A 14260-nucleotide genomic window follows, 5' to 3' on the forward strand; every position below is an offset into this window, starting at 1 on the left:
ACGAGCCGGCGTCGATCCTCGATCGACCCGGCCATTCTATGCGCGCCCGTCGCCGTCCACGTCAGCCTGCAGGGTGATCCGACGTTCCGGTCGCGTCTCAGCCGGGAGGGACGGCACTCTGCGGGCGAACCGTCTCGAGCGCCGCGCCGAGCGCGAAGACCGTGGCCTCGTCATACGGGTGGCCGACGATCTGCAGCCCGACCGGGACCCCCGCGTGGAGACCGGCCGGCATCGAGAGCGCGGGACACCGGTTGGCCACGTTGAAGGGCACGGTCATATGGGCCTCCCAATAGTGCTCCACGCGCCGGTCCGGGCCGTCGGCGACGTCATGGACGTCGAGTCCCCGGAGGAACGTGCTCCCCGCTGGCAGCGAGGCGACGGCCGAGACGGGCGTCAGGAGCGCATCCGCCCCGTCCATCGCCACGGCGAGTTCGGCCTGCATCCGCTGTTCACGGTCGAGCGTCTCGAACAGCGAGAGGCGAGCGGCATGGGCACGAGCATCCTCGATGAACTGTCGCGTGTAGTCCTCGGCCGTTCCCTCCCGACCGCGCAGCAACCGGCTCATCCCGTCGGCCAGCAGGTGGCCGAAGTGCGCCATCGTGGTCCGGCGGATCTCCGCGGTCGTCCACGGCAGATCGACCACGACGACGTCGACGCCGGCCCCCTCGAGCGCCGCGACGGCACCATCGACCTGCCGGCGCACTCCGCGCTGGACGGGGTAGTCGCCCAGGGTCGGGGCATAGGCGATCCGTCGGCCGCGCAGGCTCTCGAGGGCGGCCTCGCCACCGGGGACGGAGACGGACGAGGTGGGCACCGTGGCGTGGTCTTCGGGATGGACGCCGCGGATGACGTCGGTGAGCAGGGCGACGTCGGCCACGGTCCGGGCCATGGCTCCGTCGCCGCGGTACCAGTCGGCGGCGAAGACGCCGGATCCGGGCACCGCACCGTAGGGACCCTTGTAGCCGACGACGCCGGTGAATGCCGCCGGCAGACGGGTGGAGCCGGCGATGTCCGAGGCCGTGGCCAGCGGGGTCATCCCCGCCGCCAGCGCCGCCGCGGCTCCGCCCGAGGATCCTCCGGGAGTCAGCCCGCGGTCCCAGGGATTGCGGGTGGTTCCCCAGAGGTCGGTGTGTGTGAAGGTCGCGCAGGAGAACTCCGGGGAGGTCGTGCGGCCGTGGATGACCCCTCCGTGGTCGCGGATGCGCCGCACGATCGGATGATCCCGCGCGGCGACGGCGTCTGCGTGGGCGCGCATCCCCTGGCTGTGCGAGTGCCCGGCGAGACCATGTTTCTCCTTGGTCGCCACCGGCAGCCCGAGCAGTCGGCGCCCCGGCACCGATGCACCGCGCCGCCCGAGACGCGCATAGTGGGCGTCGGCTGCGGCCGCCGCGCTCCGGGCCTCCTCCCCCAGCACCTCCATGAAGGCGTTGATCGGCCGTGGGTGGTCGGAGTCCGCATCGATGCGGGCTATCAGGTGATCCAGGTACTCGCTGGGTGCCAGCTCACGGCGGGCGAACATCCCCAGCACCTCGACCGCAGGGGCGCGCTCGAGCCCTTCGCCCCCTGCCCCGGTCCCTGCCGGTCGCCGGGGCGCTCCGTCCGTCGCCGCGCTCATGCCGTCGCGCTCCCACCGGGCGCGACGTCGTCGAGATCGCCGACCACCAGGCGACGCAGGACTCCGGTGAGCACGGACAGGCCGGACACCATGTCCGCATCGGAGGTGCACTCCCGCTCGCAGTGCGAGACTCCGTCGATTGACGGCACGAAGAGCATCACCGACGGAGCCACCCGATTCATGGCCACGGCATCGTGCCCCGCCAGCGTCGCCAGCACTGCGGACTCCAGCCCGTCGTCCCGAGCTGCCTTCTCCGCGAGGTCGACTCCTGCGGCAGGGAACCGCTGCACCGGCCGGACGTCGAAGTCCTCCGAGCGGACCTCCACGCCGCGGTCCGCGGCGACCTCCCGGAACCGGTCGAGCAGCAGCCGCCGTGCACGGTCGACGTCCTCGGCCCGATCCGCCCGCAGGTCCACGACGAGGTCCACCTGTCGCGGCACGACGATCGGCGAGTTCGGCTCCACGTCGAGCTGCCCGACCGACGTGACGATGCTCTCCGGCGGGAACGACTCGACCACGGACTCGACGGCGAGCACCACCTGGGCGGCGGCCGTCAGCGCGTCGCGTCGGTCGGCCATCAGCGTCGCACCGGTGTGCGACTGCTCGCCGACCACGCTGACGAGCAGCTTCTGGGTGTGCCAGCTGCGGTCCACCACGCCCACGGGGATGCCCGACCGCTCCAGGCGACGCCCCTGCTCGATGTGGATCTCAGCGTAGGCCGCCGCCGTCGGGCCGGGCGTCCTCCCGCGCCGCCCGGTCGCCTCCAGGGCCTCGGCCACCGTGGTGCCGTCCGGGTCCCGCGTCCGCAGCGCGGTGTCCAGGTCCAGCAGGCCGGCGTGGACCGAGCTGCCCATGATGGAGGGCGCGAAGCGCGACCCCTCCTCGTTGAACCAGTCGACCACCGCCACGTTGTGCCGAGGCGACAGCGTTCCGGCCGCGACGTCGGCGTCGACCGCGGCAGCCGCATGCAGCGCGGCGACGACGCCGTAGGTGCCGTCGAAGCGTCCGCCCAGCGGTTGGCTGTCCAGATGCGAGCCCACAAGCACGAACGGTGCTCCGGGGATCCACTCCCGACGGGCGAACAGGGTGCCGATCCCGTCCGCGGCGACGGTGAATCCGAGCTCCTGCGCCCGCTCCTCGAACCAGTCGCGCACCGCCCCATGCTCGGGCGTGCCCGCCTGGCGGTCGATGCCGCCGCCCGACATCGCGCCGAAGCGTGAGGTGTGGTGGAAATCCCGGAGGAAGGCGGATGCGGAGCGTGCCGGCGAGTCCTCGCGTCCGGCGGTCTCGTGGGTGGAGATGGAGTCGTTCATGGGACGGGCCCTTTCTCTCGGGGGCGGCGGGGCGGCGGCGCGCGGTCGCCCCGGCACGGTCAGTCGGCGGCGGAGCGCTCCGCCGCATCGTCGGAATCGTCGGCGTCGTCGGCCGCCCAGCGTTCGTCGTCGAAGTCTCGGGCCCGGGAAGAGATCCGGGCCATGATCCCCGCGTCGCGGGACCTGGTGAGGAGACTGACGACGACGAACACGACGATGTTCAGCAGCAGCGAGAGGAGACCGGCGCCGCCGGAGGCGAACGGCGCCGGGACCATGGTCGGAAGCGCGGTGAACAGGATCAGCGATCCCACGCCGGCCGTGAGTCCGGAGACGGCTCCGGAGATGCTGGCGCGCGTCCAGAACAGGGCTCCGAGCGTCGGCACGATGACCTGGGCGAGGCCGGCGAAGGCGACGAGGCCGATGGTGACCAGCAGGCCCGGCACGTAGAGGGTCATGACGTAGGCGATGGCGGAGAACACCAGGATCGCCCAGCGCCCCACCCAGACCCGGCGGCTCTCCGGCAGGTTCTTCTGCACGTATTTCTCGTGGAAGTCGACGGTGTAGCTCGCCGCCATCGCGTGGACCTGGGAGTTGGCCGTGGACATCGCGGCCGCCGCACCGCAGGCGATGAGCACCAGCGCCAGCGCGATCGGCGCGTAGTCCAGCAGCATCCGGGGCAGGACCTGGTCGGCCTGGTCGACGTCGGGATCCAGGACCACCGCGGCGTTGCCGATCAGCATCGATCCCACGTAGCTGATCGCCGCCAGGCCCAGCAGGAAGGGCATGAGGTCGAAGAGCCGCGGAGACTTCGTCGCATACATCCGGGTCCACATCTGCGGTCCCATGAAGGCTCCGAGCGGCGTGACGACGAACATCGAGATCCAGGCCATCCAATCGCCGTCGGCGAGGATGAGGTGCTCGGGACGCACCTGCTCGATCTGATCGAACATCGTCCCCATCCCGCCGACTTCGCCGACCAGGAAGATCCCGGCGCTGATCATTCCGGTGAAGAGCAGCACGCCGTAGAAGACATCCGTCCACGCCACGGCCCGCAGACCGCCCGACCAGACATAGATGATGATGACGAGGTAGAACAGCAGGCCCGCCAGCCAGAACGGCAGGACTCCGTCGGAGGCCACCTCCATCAGGTAGGCCCCTCCGGTCAGCTGGATCTGCAGATGCGGCAGGGTGAAGACCAGCAGGATGACCGCGATGTACGTGCCCAGCTTCCGGGATCCGTAGAGGCCGACGAAGAAGTCCCGCGGCGTGACGTATCCTCCACGCTTGCCGTGGAACCAGATGCGCTTGCCGACCAGGTAGTACATCACGCCGAAGAAGATGTTCCACGCGATGGCGGTCCAGTACAGCGGCCCGTCCAGATAGAAGCTGGCGTTCGAGCCGAGGAAGGCGAACGCGCTCCACCAGGTGGCCGCCACGGTGAAGAACACCGCCACGGATCCCATGCCGCGCCCCTGGACGAAGAAGTCTTCGGCGGTGGCCGTGGCCTTCCGTGAGGCGACGGCCCCCATCGCGAGGGGCACGAGCAGGAAGCCGGCGATGACCAGCAGTCCGATGACCTCCGTGCTGGTCATGACCGCCCCCCACCGTTCGTCGCCGCGTCCGGGCCGACGTCGTCGACCTCCTCCGGCCCTCGGCGTCCCCAGCGGGTCCGGTGGCCGACGTACAGCACCACGCACATGAGGAACCAGATCACCACAGTGAAGCCGTAGATGAACGGCATCCCGAGGATCCTCGGCTCCGCCATGTCATGGAAGAACAGGACCCCGGGGAACTCCATCAGGGCGAAACCCGCCACGATGCATGTCCACAGGGTCACGGCCGTGCGAGTCGGTCGGCGACCGGCCATATCTCGGCCCTCCTCGTATTGTTCTCTGCGTCGTTCTCTCCGTCGGTCTCTGCGTCGATGTCTGCAGTGGTGATCTCGAGCTGGTGCGCTCTGCACCGACCGGGCGACCGGAAGCCGCACGTCTCAGCCCCGGAAGGCGTAGTGCCGGCCGGAGACGGCGTCGACGACGACCTCCACCGGCCGTCCGCTCACCGAGCCGGTGACCCACCAGTTCGGTTTCCCCACCACCAGCGGGTCCCGCCGCAGCTCGAAGGACGACCCCGATCCGAGCCGGCGACGCCGCAGCAGCACGCTGGTGAGCAGCCGGCGGGCGGTCCCCACGGCCTCGTCCACCGTCACGCGGGCGACGGGCGGCCCGAAACGCGCGGCCCCGTCGCGAACGTCGCGTGCGCTGTACCCATCGAGCTTCGCGAGCTCCTCGACCGGGACGAAGGGCACCTCCGTCCAAGGTTCGACGACGAAGGCGCGGCCGCCGACCAGATCGACCAGGGCATGCGCCGCCCCCTCGCGCCGGCGACGGTGCCATGCGAGCTCGACGGCGAGCATGGGGTGCAGGTAGAGCCGGGCCTGCAGGGCCGCGGAGGCGCCGGCCCGGCCGAGCCGCGCCCTCACCCGTTCCCGCGCCTGATCGGCGTCGACGGCGACCGGCCAGGCCAGCCGCGGGGCACCCGGCGTGCCGGAGGCCGGCGCCGCGTCGGTCAGCAGCTTCTCAGCCACGGGCGTCCCCGCTCTCGACACTCGGCCGCTGGGTCGCCAGCGTCGGATCCTCGCCGAGCACGAGCCGCGCCGGCACCGGGCCGACCCGGGAAGTCTCCTCCACGGCGCGCCGCACCCGCTCGGGCACCGGAGCGATCCGGCGCGTGGCCAGCGAGACCACCACGATGGTGGCCGTCGAGCACAGGATGCCCACGACCATCGCGTCGACGCCGAGGGCGTCGGCCGAGCCCATCAGCTCGGCGGAGACGGCACCTGCCGTCCCAGCGAGCATGGAGGAGATGGCCCCGGCGGTGTTCGCGCTCTTCCACCAGACCGCGCACACATAGGCCGGCACGAAGGCCGCGCCGAGCACCGACGTGGCGAAGACGACGATGTCGAAGACGCCCGGCGGCCGGGCCATCGCCAGCACCAGGCCGATCACCGCCAGCACCAGGATGGTCAGCCGTGAGACCCTCACCGAGGCCTTCTCCGACATGTTCTTCTGCACGAAACGGCCCCAGAGGTCCTGGGAGGCGATGGTGCCTGCTTGCAGCAGCAGGGCGTCGGCGGTGGACATGATCGCCGCCATGATGGCGGCCATCACCAGGCCCACCGCGTACGCCGGCAGCACGGTCTCGGCGACCCGGAAGATCGCCATCTCCGGGTCTTCCAGGTTCGGCACGATCAGCAGCGCCATCATGCCCACCAGGTAGGCTCCCGGGATGAAGAGCAGGTTGAAACCGGTCGCGTAGAGACCCGCGCGGCGTGCGACGGAGGGCCGGCGCATGGACATGTGGCTGACGTTGACGTGGGGCCAGCCCATGTATCCGATCGAGAAGACCAGCAGCGCTCCGAGGATGATCCCCCACTGGCCGGCGAACTCTCCGTCGGCGCCCCACATGGTCAGCAGGTTCTCGTTGATGGCGCCCAGCGCCTCGTGGCCGGCGGTGAGGCCCCCGACGTGCTGCAGCGTCGCCACCAGGATCCAGAGCATCCCGATGACCAGGATGATCGCCTGCACGAAGTCGGTGTAGGCGACCGCCAGGTACCCGCCCATCAGCGTGTAGCCGACGATGACGCCGATGGCGATGACCAGCGCCAGGTCGAGGTCCAGACCGGTGACCATCGCCAACCCCTGGCCGCCGGCGAGCAGCTGAGCCAGCACATAGAAGAACATGCAGAACAACGCGATCGGCGCGGCGACCGCCCGCGTCCAGACCGAGGGGTACCGATGCTCCAGATAGCCGATGGAGGTGATCGAGCCGAGCAGCTGCGAGAGCTTGCGCATGCGTCGGCCGAGCACCGACAGGTTGAGTACGCCGCCGCCCAGATCGCCGAGGGCGTACCACATCGAGTAATAGCCCTGGCTGTAGCCGAGTCCTCCGGCGCCGAGAAACATGTAGCCCGACATCGAAGTGCTCTGGAGACGCAGAGCAGTCACAGCCGGACCCAGGCGCCGGCCGCCGAGCAAGTATCCTTCACGATCCGAGCTGCTGATGCGCGAGACCCAGGCTCCGATGCCCAGCAGAACGAGGAAGTAGACGATCAGGAACGTGATCTCGATGTTCATCGTCGCACGCCTCCCTCGTCGGAACCGTCCACGGACGTCGCGTCGTCGTAATCGGCGTCCTCGACGACCCACCTGCGGGTACTCAGGTAGAACACCAGGGTGTAGACGACCCAGAAGCCCATCACCACCCCCATGATCACCGTGGTGCTCATCGGCAGTCCGAACATGGTGACTGCACCACCTCCATAGTCGGGACCAGACTCCTGCAGAGTGGCCACATCGACAGTCCAGCGATGTGACTCACTCCACATTCTGCTGCGCCCATCCTGCCGCATCGCCTCACGGGCGTCCGGGGCAGACTGTCACCCGATGACCCTCCTGCTTTACAAGATGTCAAAGCCCGCTCCACACCGGGCACGGCATCGATGAACGCTGCCCCTGCCACGCAGCCGGTCGCCCCCCCCACGAAGGACACGCCGGAATCACACGGAATCGCCGAATGCGGCAACGCGACGGTCACACGTCGGCCAGAAGATCCCCTGACTGTTCATGGCCGTCCAGCGCAGACCGTGCATCGATGATCATCAGCGCGACGTGGAGGGAGGCGCGGGACTCGCCGTCTTCCAGGGAGACGCCCAGCGTCTCGACGATCCGTCTCAGGTGTGCATAGAGAGCGGGCCGGCTCATGTGCAGGCGCTGGGCGACAGCCGTCTTGTTGCCCCCGCACTCCAGGTAGGCGCGGAGCACATCGACCGACCGCCCTTCACGACGAATATCGTCCAACAGCAGCGGGCCCAGCTCAGCCTCCGCGAAACGTTGGACTCTGGGATCGTCGCGAATCAGCGAGGACAGCCCGCGCAGGCGCAGTCCGGAGAAGGAGAAGCAGACGTGATCGGGCGCTCTCAGAGCGGCGGCCGCAGCGGCGGCCTGAGCAGAGACCCGAGTCGCCAGAACCGCTCGGAAGACATCCTCGGAGGGGTCGGCGAACCCGGCCACCAAGCCATCGAGACCTGTGGTGCGGCTCAGCTGGGTCCGCATAGCCTGCCCCAGCCTCTCCAACACGGAGCCCGGCACCTCCTGCCCGTGCTGGAGGGCCAGGACCAGGTCCACGCGCGCTTCCCTGCCGAGCGACACCAGGCCTGTGTGGCCCTGCGACCGGACGGTCGCGGCCAGCACGTCGCGCATCCGGTGCTGCAGGCTCAGGCCGCCGTCGGGCTCCGGGTCGATGCCTCGCCGCTCTCTGTTCAGGCCGCTTGGCACCACTGCTGTGACTGCCACGTACTGATCAGCACGTGCCATACCCAGTGCGACGGCGCGCGCCTCTATCTCCCCGGATGTCAGTCGACCCTCGAGCACATCGTCGAAGAGGTCCCGGTGCGCCCGGTGCTCCAGTTCCTGCCCGCCATACTCCTGCATGCGCTGCAGGTGCAGGGCCTGGGCGGCACGGCCGAGGACCATCTCGACTCGCGCGGACGGCAGCTCCGCATCCACCGCGACCAGGCGTGCCCACGGCTCCTCCACCGGCCCGACGTCGACGGACGCCCAACTGCTGCGACCGTCCCCGTCCTGCTCCCGCGCCGTGGCGTCCCAGCCCTTCAGGAGATCATCGAGCGGCCGACCGGCACCTGCGACGGCGACAGCCCGGTGCATCGGGTCCTCGAGCACCACCGGCGCCCCGAGCAGCTCGGCAGAGGTGGCGACGATGCCCCGCGGGGGCTCGCGGTGCATGGCCAGATCGGTGAAGGTCTCGTAGACCCGGCGGGCGAACTGGACTTCCTCGTACTGCTGGGCGACGAGCCGGCGATGCACCTGCTCGGTGATCTCGACGAAGCGCACCTCGCGGCGCAGCGCCACCAGCGTCAGCCCCAGGGAACGGGCCAGCTCCGGCACCCCGTCCGGCATCACGTCACGCCGATCCCCTCCTTCGGGCACCGGACGCTCGACGAGCACTCCGACCGCTCCGGCTTCGGCGAGGCCGCGCAGGTGGCGTGCGGCGTCGCGGCGCAGCGCCACGCCGGTGGTGAGGACCAGCTCGCCGCCGCGCAACAGATGGGTCACGTCCTCGATGTCGATGCTGTGGACCCAACGCACCGCACGTTCCACCCCCTCATCGCTGAGCACCAGCGGATCGCCCGCCTGCACGACATCCAGGTCCAGAATCTCTGACACGGTGACAGTCATTGACACAGTGTAAATCTGTGTCAACAAGCTCATACAGGATGCGGTCGGTCACATGGCGAGGATCCTGGAACGCTGGACGGAGAACCGCACGGGAGGCCCCACGACGGGTCCCGGCACGGCCCCCAGTCACGAGGAGCAGAGCGCATGCCCACCCCTGTCACCCACTGGCGCGCCGGCGAGGCCTTCTCCGGCCGGTCCGCCCGCACCGCCGAGGTCACCGACCCGGCCACCGGCGAGGCCACCGCCGAGGTCTCCCTCGCCGACGTCGACGACGCCGGCGCAGTCATCGAGGCCGCCCGCGAAGCATTCCCCGCCTGGCGCGACACCTCGCTGACCCGCCGCACGACGGTGCTCTTCGCCTTCCGGGAGCTTCTCAACGCCCGCAAGTCCGAGCTGGCCGAGATCATCAGCCGCGAGCACGGCAAGACCGTCTCCGACGCCCTCGGCGAGGTGGGCCGCGGCCAGGAGGTCGTGGAGTTCGCCTGCGGCATCGCTCACCTGCTCAAGGGCGGACACACCGAGAACGCCTCGACGAAGATCGACGCCTACTCGATCCACCAGCCGCTGGGCCCGGTGGGCATCATCAGTCCCTTCAACTTCCCGGCCATGGTCCCGATGTGGTTCTTCCCGATCGCCATCGCCGCGGGGAACACCGTGGTGCTCAAGCCCTCCGAGAAGGACCCTTCGGCGTCGCTGTGGATGGCCGAGCTGTGGAAGGAGGCGGGTCTGCCCGACGGCGTGTTCAATGTGCTGCAGGGCGACAAGACCGCCGTCGACGAGCTGCTGACCCATGAGGCGATCAAGGCCGTCAGCTTCGTCGGCTCCACGCCCATCGCCGAGTACGTGTACCGCACCGGCACCGAGGCCGGGAAGCGTGTGCAGGCCCTCGGCGGGGCGAAGAACCACGCGATCGTGCTGCCCGACGCCGACCTGGACCTGGCCGCCGACGCGATGACCTCGGCAGGCTTCGGCTCGGCCGGCGAGCGGTGCATGGCCATCTCCGCCTGCGTGGCGGTCGGCGACGCCGCCGACGAGCTGGTGACCAAGATCGCCGAGCGCACCCGTGGCATCACCATCGGTCGCGGCACCGACGAGCCCGGGATGGGTCCGCTGGTGACGAAGGAGCACCGCGACAAGGTCGCCGCCTACGTCGACGCCGGAGAGCGCGACGGCGCGCACCTGGTCGTCGACGGGCGCGGGCGCTCCGCAGAGGGCATGGAGCACGGCTACTGGCTGGGGCCGACGCTCTTCGATCACGTCGGCGAGGAGATGAGCATCTACACCGACGAGATCTTCGGCCCCGTGCTCTCGGTGCTGCGCGTGGAGAGCTACGACGAGGCCCTGGAGCTGATCAACCGGAACAAGTACGGCAACGGCACGGCGATCTTCACCAACGACGGCGGCGCGGCCCGGCGGTTCCAGAACGAGGTCGAGGTCGGCATGGTCGGCATCAACGTGCCGATCCCGGTGCCGATGGCCTATTACAGCTTCGGCGGGTGGAAGGCCTCGCTCTTCGGCGACTCCCACGCCCACGGCGCCGACGGCGTGCACTTCTACACCCGCACCAAGGCCGTCACCAGCCGCTGGCTGGACCCCAGTCACGGCGGCCTGCAGCTCGGCTTCCCGCAGAACGGCTGACCGGCCCCGACCCGAGCACCTGATCCGCGCGGGATCCGCACGAGATCCGCAACGGACGATCAGCGAAGGAGATCATCATGACCACCGAGACCTCAGCCCGTCGCGGAGCCGAAGACCTCGGCCCGACCCGCGAGTTCTCCGCCGAGGCCGTAGAAGCGGGCCGGCACGCCTATGAACTGGACCGTCGTCATGTGTTCCATTCGTGGTCCGCGCAGGGCTCGCTGGACCCGATGACCATCCTGGCCACCGAGGGCAGCTGGATCTGGGACGGCGAAGGCCGGCGCCTGCTGGACTTCTCCTCCCAGCTGGTCAACACCAACATCGGCCACCAGCATCCGTCGGTGGTCGAGGCGATCCGGCGGCAGGCCGCCGACATCTGCACCGTCGCACCGCAGCATGTGAACCCGGCCCGGTCGCGGGCCGCCGAGCTGATCGCCGAGCACACGCCCGGCGACCTGGATCGCATCTTCTTCACCAACGGCGGGGCCGACGCGAATGAGCACGCGGTGCGCATGGCCCGACTGCACACCGGACGATACAAGGTGCTCAGCCGGTATCGCTCGTACCACGGCGGCACCGACACCGCGGTCAACCTGACCGGCGACCCTCGGCGCTGGCCGAACGACTACGGCGACTCCGGAGTGGTGCACTTCTTCGGCCCCTTCCTCTACCGGTCACGCTTCCACGCGACCACTGAGGAGGAGGAATCCCAGCGCGCGCTGGAGCACCTCGAGGAGACCGTCCGGCTCGAGGGTCCGGAGAACATCGCCGCGCTGGTGCTCGAATCCATCCCCGGCACCTCCGGGATCATGATCCCGCCGACGAGTTACATGCGCGGCGTCCGCGAGCTCTGCGACCGCCACGGCATCGTGCTCATCGCCGACGAGGTCATGGCCGGCTTCGGCCGGTCCGGCCGCTGGTTCTCCGTCGAACACTTCGATGTCGTCCCGGACCTGCTGACCTTCGCCAAGGGCGTGAACTCCGGCTACGTGCCGCTCGGCGGCGTGGCGATCAGTCCGCACATCGCCGAGACCTTCGACCAGCGCCCCTATCCCGGCGGACTGACCTATTCGGGACACCCGCTGGCCACGGCATCCGCGGTGGCGACCATCGAGGCCATGGAGTCCGAAGGCATCGTCGAGCACGCCGCCCGCCTCGGAGAGGAGACCATCGGCCCGCGGCTGCGTGAGATCGCCGAGCGCCACCCGTCGGTCGGAGAAGTCCGCGGGACGGGAGTGTTCTGGGCCGTCGAGCTGGTCAAGGACCCGGAGACGAAGGAGCCGCTGGCGCCCTACGGCGGCAGCAGCCCGGAGATGGCCCAGGTCATCGCGGCCTGCAAGGAGCGCGGCCTGCTGCCCTTCGCCAACTTCAACAGGATCCACGTCGTGCCGCCGTGCACCGTCTCGGAGGACGAGGCGCACGCCGGCCTCGACATCCTCGACGCCGCCCTCGACGTCGCCGATGCCGCCGTTCGCTGATCTCCCACCGTTCGCAGCCCCTTCAGAGGCGGGGCGGGGGCGACTCAGGGGCCGCTCAGGGACGGGTCAGGGGCGGTTCCGGGTCCCGCACTGGTGACACCGCCGACGTCGCCCCGTAGGTTCGACAGCAGCGGCCCGGACCCGCCGGTCGCGGGCCGCGCTGCAGACCACACCGACCCGACGACGGTCGTGACGGAAGGATGGAACACATCATGGGACTGTTCTCACTGGGCGTCGGCGTGGCCGTGGGCTACGTGCTCGGCTCGAAGAACGGCGGCGAGAGCCTGGAGAAGGCCCGCCGCACCGCCTCGGAGACTTGGAACGATCCGACGGTCCAGGAGCAGGTGAACCGCGCCTCCGACGTCGCCGCCCGCACGGCCCAGGATGTCGCCGCCGGCGCGCGGAAGGCCGCCGACGCCGCCGCCGAGGCGGTGCGCACCTCCGCCGACCGCGTGCGCGCGGCCGCTGACGCCGATCTCGCCGACGCCTCGCCGACGGCAGGATCCGACACCTCGGCGACCGATCCGGAGAGCGCGGGGTCCGGCGGCGAGGACCCCGGGGACCCGGACTCCTCGCCCACCACGACGGCCGCCGGCGCCGAGGGCAGCGGCGACGTCGTCTCCGACCCCGGGCTCGCCACCGAGGAGACCGGCAGCGACTGGGCCGACGAGGGCGGCCACCCCGCCGAACGCGGCGGCTCCCCGGCCTGACGGCGACCGCCCCGGCCCGGGCGCTATCCTGGGGCGCATGGCCAGTACCACGCCCCCAGCCCGCGACGCCGCCGCCGTCGACCCCGCCGCGGAGTCCGCCGCAGAGTCCGGTGCAGCGTCCGGTGCAGTGTCCGGCGCCTCCGCCGATTCGCCGGACGAGCCGGACGAGGCGGCCTCCGCGCCGTCCCGCGACGAGAGCGAGCATGCCGTCGAACAGTTCATCGCCGACCGGCTGGCCGGCGAGGCCGGGGCCGTCTCCTCGGTGCCGCGCCCGGCGACCGACGACGAGCTGATCCGCGCGGCGCTGAGCCGCCGCGGTGTGCGCACCGAGGAGGTCGACGGCCAGCAGGTCCTGCTGCTCGGCGGCATCGTCGTCGGCGGGCTGCGCGACGGCGTCACCACGCTGGTCGGCGCCCATGCCCGCCGCGTCGGCGACAACGCCTGGCTGACCAAGCGGCACCTGCGGGTCCGCGACGTGCCGGTGCCCGCCGGGCGGATGCACGGCCCGGACGCGCTGGACGCCGCCTGCGCGCAGCTCGCCGAACTCGACGGCCCCGCGACGCTCAAACCCGTCGCCGGCCACCCCGGCGCCGGGATCACCACCGGCCTCGCCACCGAGGAGCAGCTGCGCGCCGCCTGGCGGCCGGCGCTCCAGGCGCGCCGCCGCGGCCCCGGAGCCAATCTCAACCTGCTGCTCGAGACCCACCATGCCGGGCTGGACCTGCGCGCCTTCGTCGTCGGCGACCGGGTCGTCTCGGCGATCGTCCGGGTGCCGCTGCACCTCGTCGGCGACGGCGCCTCGACAGTGCGCGAGCTGCTCGAGCTGCAGACCGACCGACGCCGCGGCCACGCGATCCTCGCCCCGCGCACGCCCCATCTGGACGACGCCGCGCTGGAGGCCGCCGGTCTGCGCCCCGACGCCGTGCCGGAGGCCGGCGAGGTGCGGATCCTGGCCGCGACCGCCGGCCTGGACGCCGGCGGACTGCCCGTCGACGTCACGGACGAGCTCGCCGACGAGCTCGCCGAGGTGGCCGCCGACGCCGTCGGCGCGATGCCCGGCCTCGGCGCCGGGGCCGCGGATCTGGTGGCTCCGCGGCTGGACTCGGCCGACGGCGCGGTGGTGGTCGACGTCGAGCCGACCGCCTCGCTCCTCCCCCACCATCTCCCCGCCGTCGGCACCGGTCGCGATGTGGCCGGTGCGCTGGCGGACATGCTCCTGATCCGGGCCTCCCGGTGAGGATATCCTGACCCG

12 protein-coding genes are annotated in these 14260 nt (G+C 70.8%); 4 read left to right on the plus strand and 8 right to left on the minus strand.

What is annotated here, in order from left to right; all coding sequences use genetic code 11:
- Positions 1–97 precede the first annotated feature (97 nt).
- The 8 genes from GCL72_RS09120 to GCL72_RS09155 form a co-directional block, all read right to left on the minus strand.
- Positions 98–1615, minus strand: coding sequence for an amidase (locus GCL72_RS09120; RefSeq protein WP_153144407.1), 1518 nt, complete (start codon positions 1613–1615; stop codon positions 98–100).
- A complete protein-coding gene (locus GCL72_RS09125; RefSeq protein ID WP_153144408.1) occupies positions 1612–2928 on the minus strand; it encodes a M20 family metallo-hydrolase in 1317 nt (438 codons plus the stop codon). The genes GCL72_RS09120 and GCL72_RS09125 overlap by 4 nt, the downstream gene beginning before the upstream one ends.
- 59 nt (positions 2929–2987) lie before the next feature.
- Complete coding sequence (locus GCL72_RS09130; RefSeq protein ID WP_153144409.1) at positions 2988–4520, minus strand: sodium:solute symporter family protein; 1533 nt, start codon at positions 4518–4520, stop codon at positions 2988–2990.
- Entirely contained in the window at positions 4517–4744 is a 228-nt protein-coding gene (locus GCL72_RS09135) for a hypothetical protein (RefSeq protein ID WP_153144410.1), read from the minus strand. The genes GCL72_RS09130 and GCL72_RS09135 overlap by 4 nt, the downstream gene beginning before the upstream one ends.
- Before the next feature lie 174 nt (positions 4745–4918).
- Positions 4919–5512: a hypothetical protein gene (locus GCL72_RS09140; protein WP_153144411.1), complete on the minus strand. Its 594-nt coding sequence runs from the start codon at positions 5510–5512 to the stop codon at positions 4919–4921.
- Complete coding sequence (locus GCL72_RS09145; protein WP_153144412.1) at positions 5505–7061, minus strand: sodium/proline symporter; 1557 nt, start codon at positions 7059–7061, stop codon at positions 5505–5507. The genes GCL72_RS09140 and GCL72_RS09145 overlap by 8 nt, the downstream gene beginning before the upstream one ends.
- Positions 7058–7279, minus strand: coding sequence for a hypothetical protein (locus GCL72_RS09150; RefSeq protein ID WP_153144413.1), 222 nt, complete (start codon positions 7277–7279; stop codon positions 7058–7060). The genes GCL72_RS09145 and GCL72_RS09150 overlap by 4 nt, the downstream gene beginning before the upstream one ends.
- A 238-nt stretch (positions 7280–7517) precedes the next feature.
- Complete coding sequence (locus tag GCL72_RS09155; RefSeq protein ID WP_170289609.1) at positions 7518–9182, minus strand: PucR family transcriptional regulator; 1665 nt, start codon at positions 9180–9182, stop codon at positions 7518–7520.
- Positions 9183–9326: 144 nt separating this feature from the next.
- Here GCL72_RS09155 and GCL72_RS09160 point away from each other — a divergent pair, with 144 nt between their 5' ends.
- The 4 genes from GCL72_RS09160 to GCL72_RS09175 all read left to right on the plus strand — a co-directional run bounded on the left by GCL72_RS09160 (position 9327) and on the right by GCL72_RS09175 (position 14245).
- A complete protein-coding gene (locus tag GCL72_RS09160; protein ID WP_153144415.1) occupies positions 9327–10820 on the plus strand; it encodes a CoA-acylating methylmalonate-semialdehyde dehydrogenase in 1494 nt (497 codons plus the stop codon).
- Positions 10821–10897: 77 nt separating this feature from the next.
- Positions 10898–12298: an aspartate aminotransferase family protein gene (locus tag GCL72_RS09165; RefSeq protein ID WP_153144416.1), complete on the plus strand. Its 1401-nt coding sequence runs from the start codon at positions 10898–10900 to the stop codon at positions 12296–12298.
- Between the two features lie 212 nt (positions 12299–12510).
- Positions 12511–13008: a hypothetical protein gene (locus GCL72_RS09170; protein ID WP_153144417.1), complete on the plus strand. Its 498-nt coding sequence runs from the start codon at positions 12511–12513 to the stop codon at positions 13006–13008.
- A 37-nt stretch (positions 13009–13045) separates the two neighbouring features.
- Positions 13046–14245: a hypothetical protein gene (locus GCL72_RS09175; protein WP_153144418.1), complete on the plus strand. Its 1200-nt coding sequence runs from the start codon at positions 13046–13048 to the stop codon at positions 14243–14245.
- Positions 14246–14260 lie beyond the last annotated feature (15 nt).

The organism is Nesterenkonia halophila (assembly GCF_009467795.1).
GTDB lineage: Bacteria > Actinomycetota > Actinomycetes > Actinomycetales > Micrococcaceae > Nesterenkonia > Nesterenkonia halobia.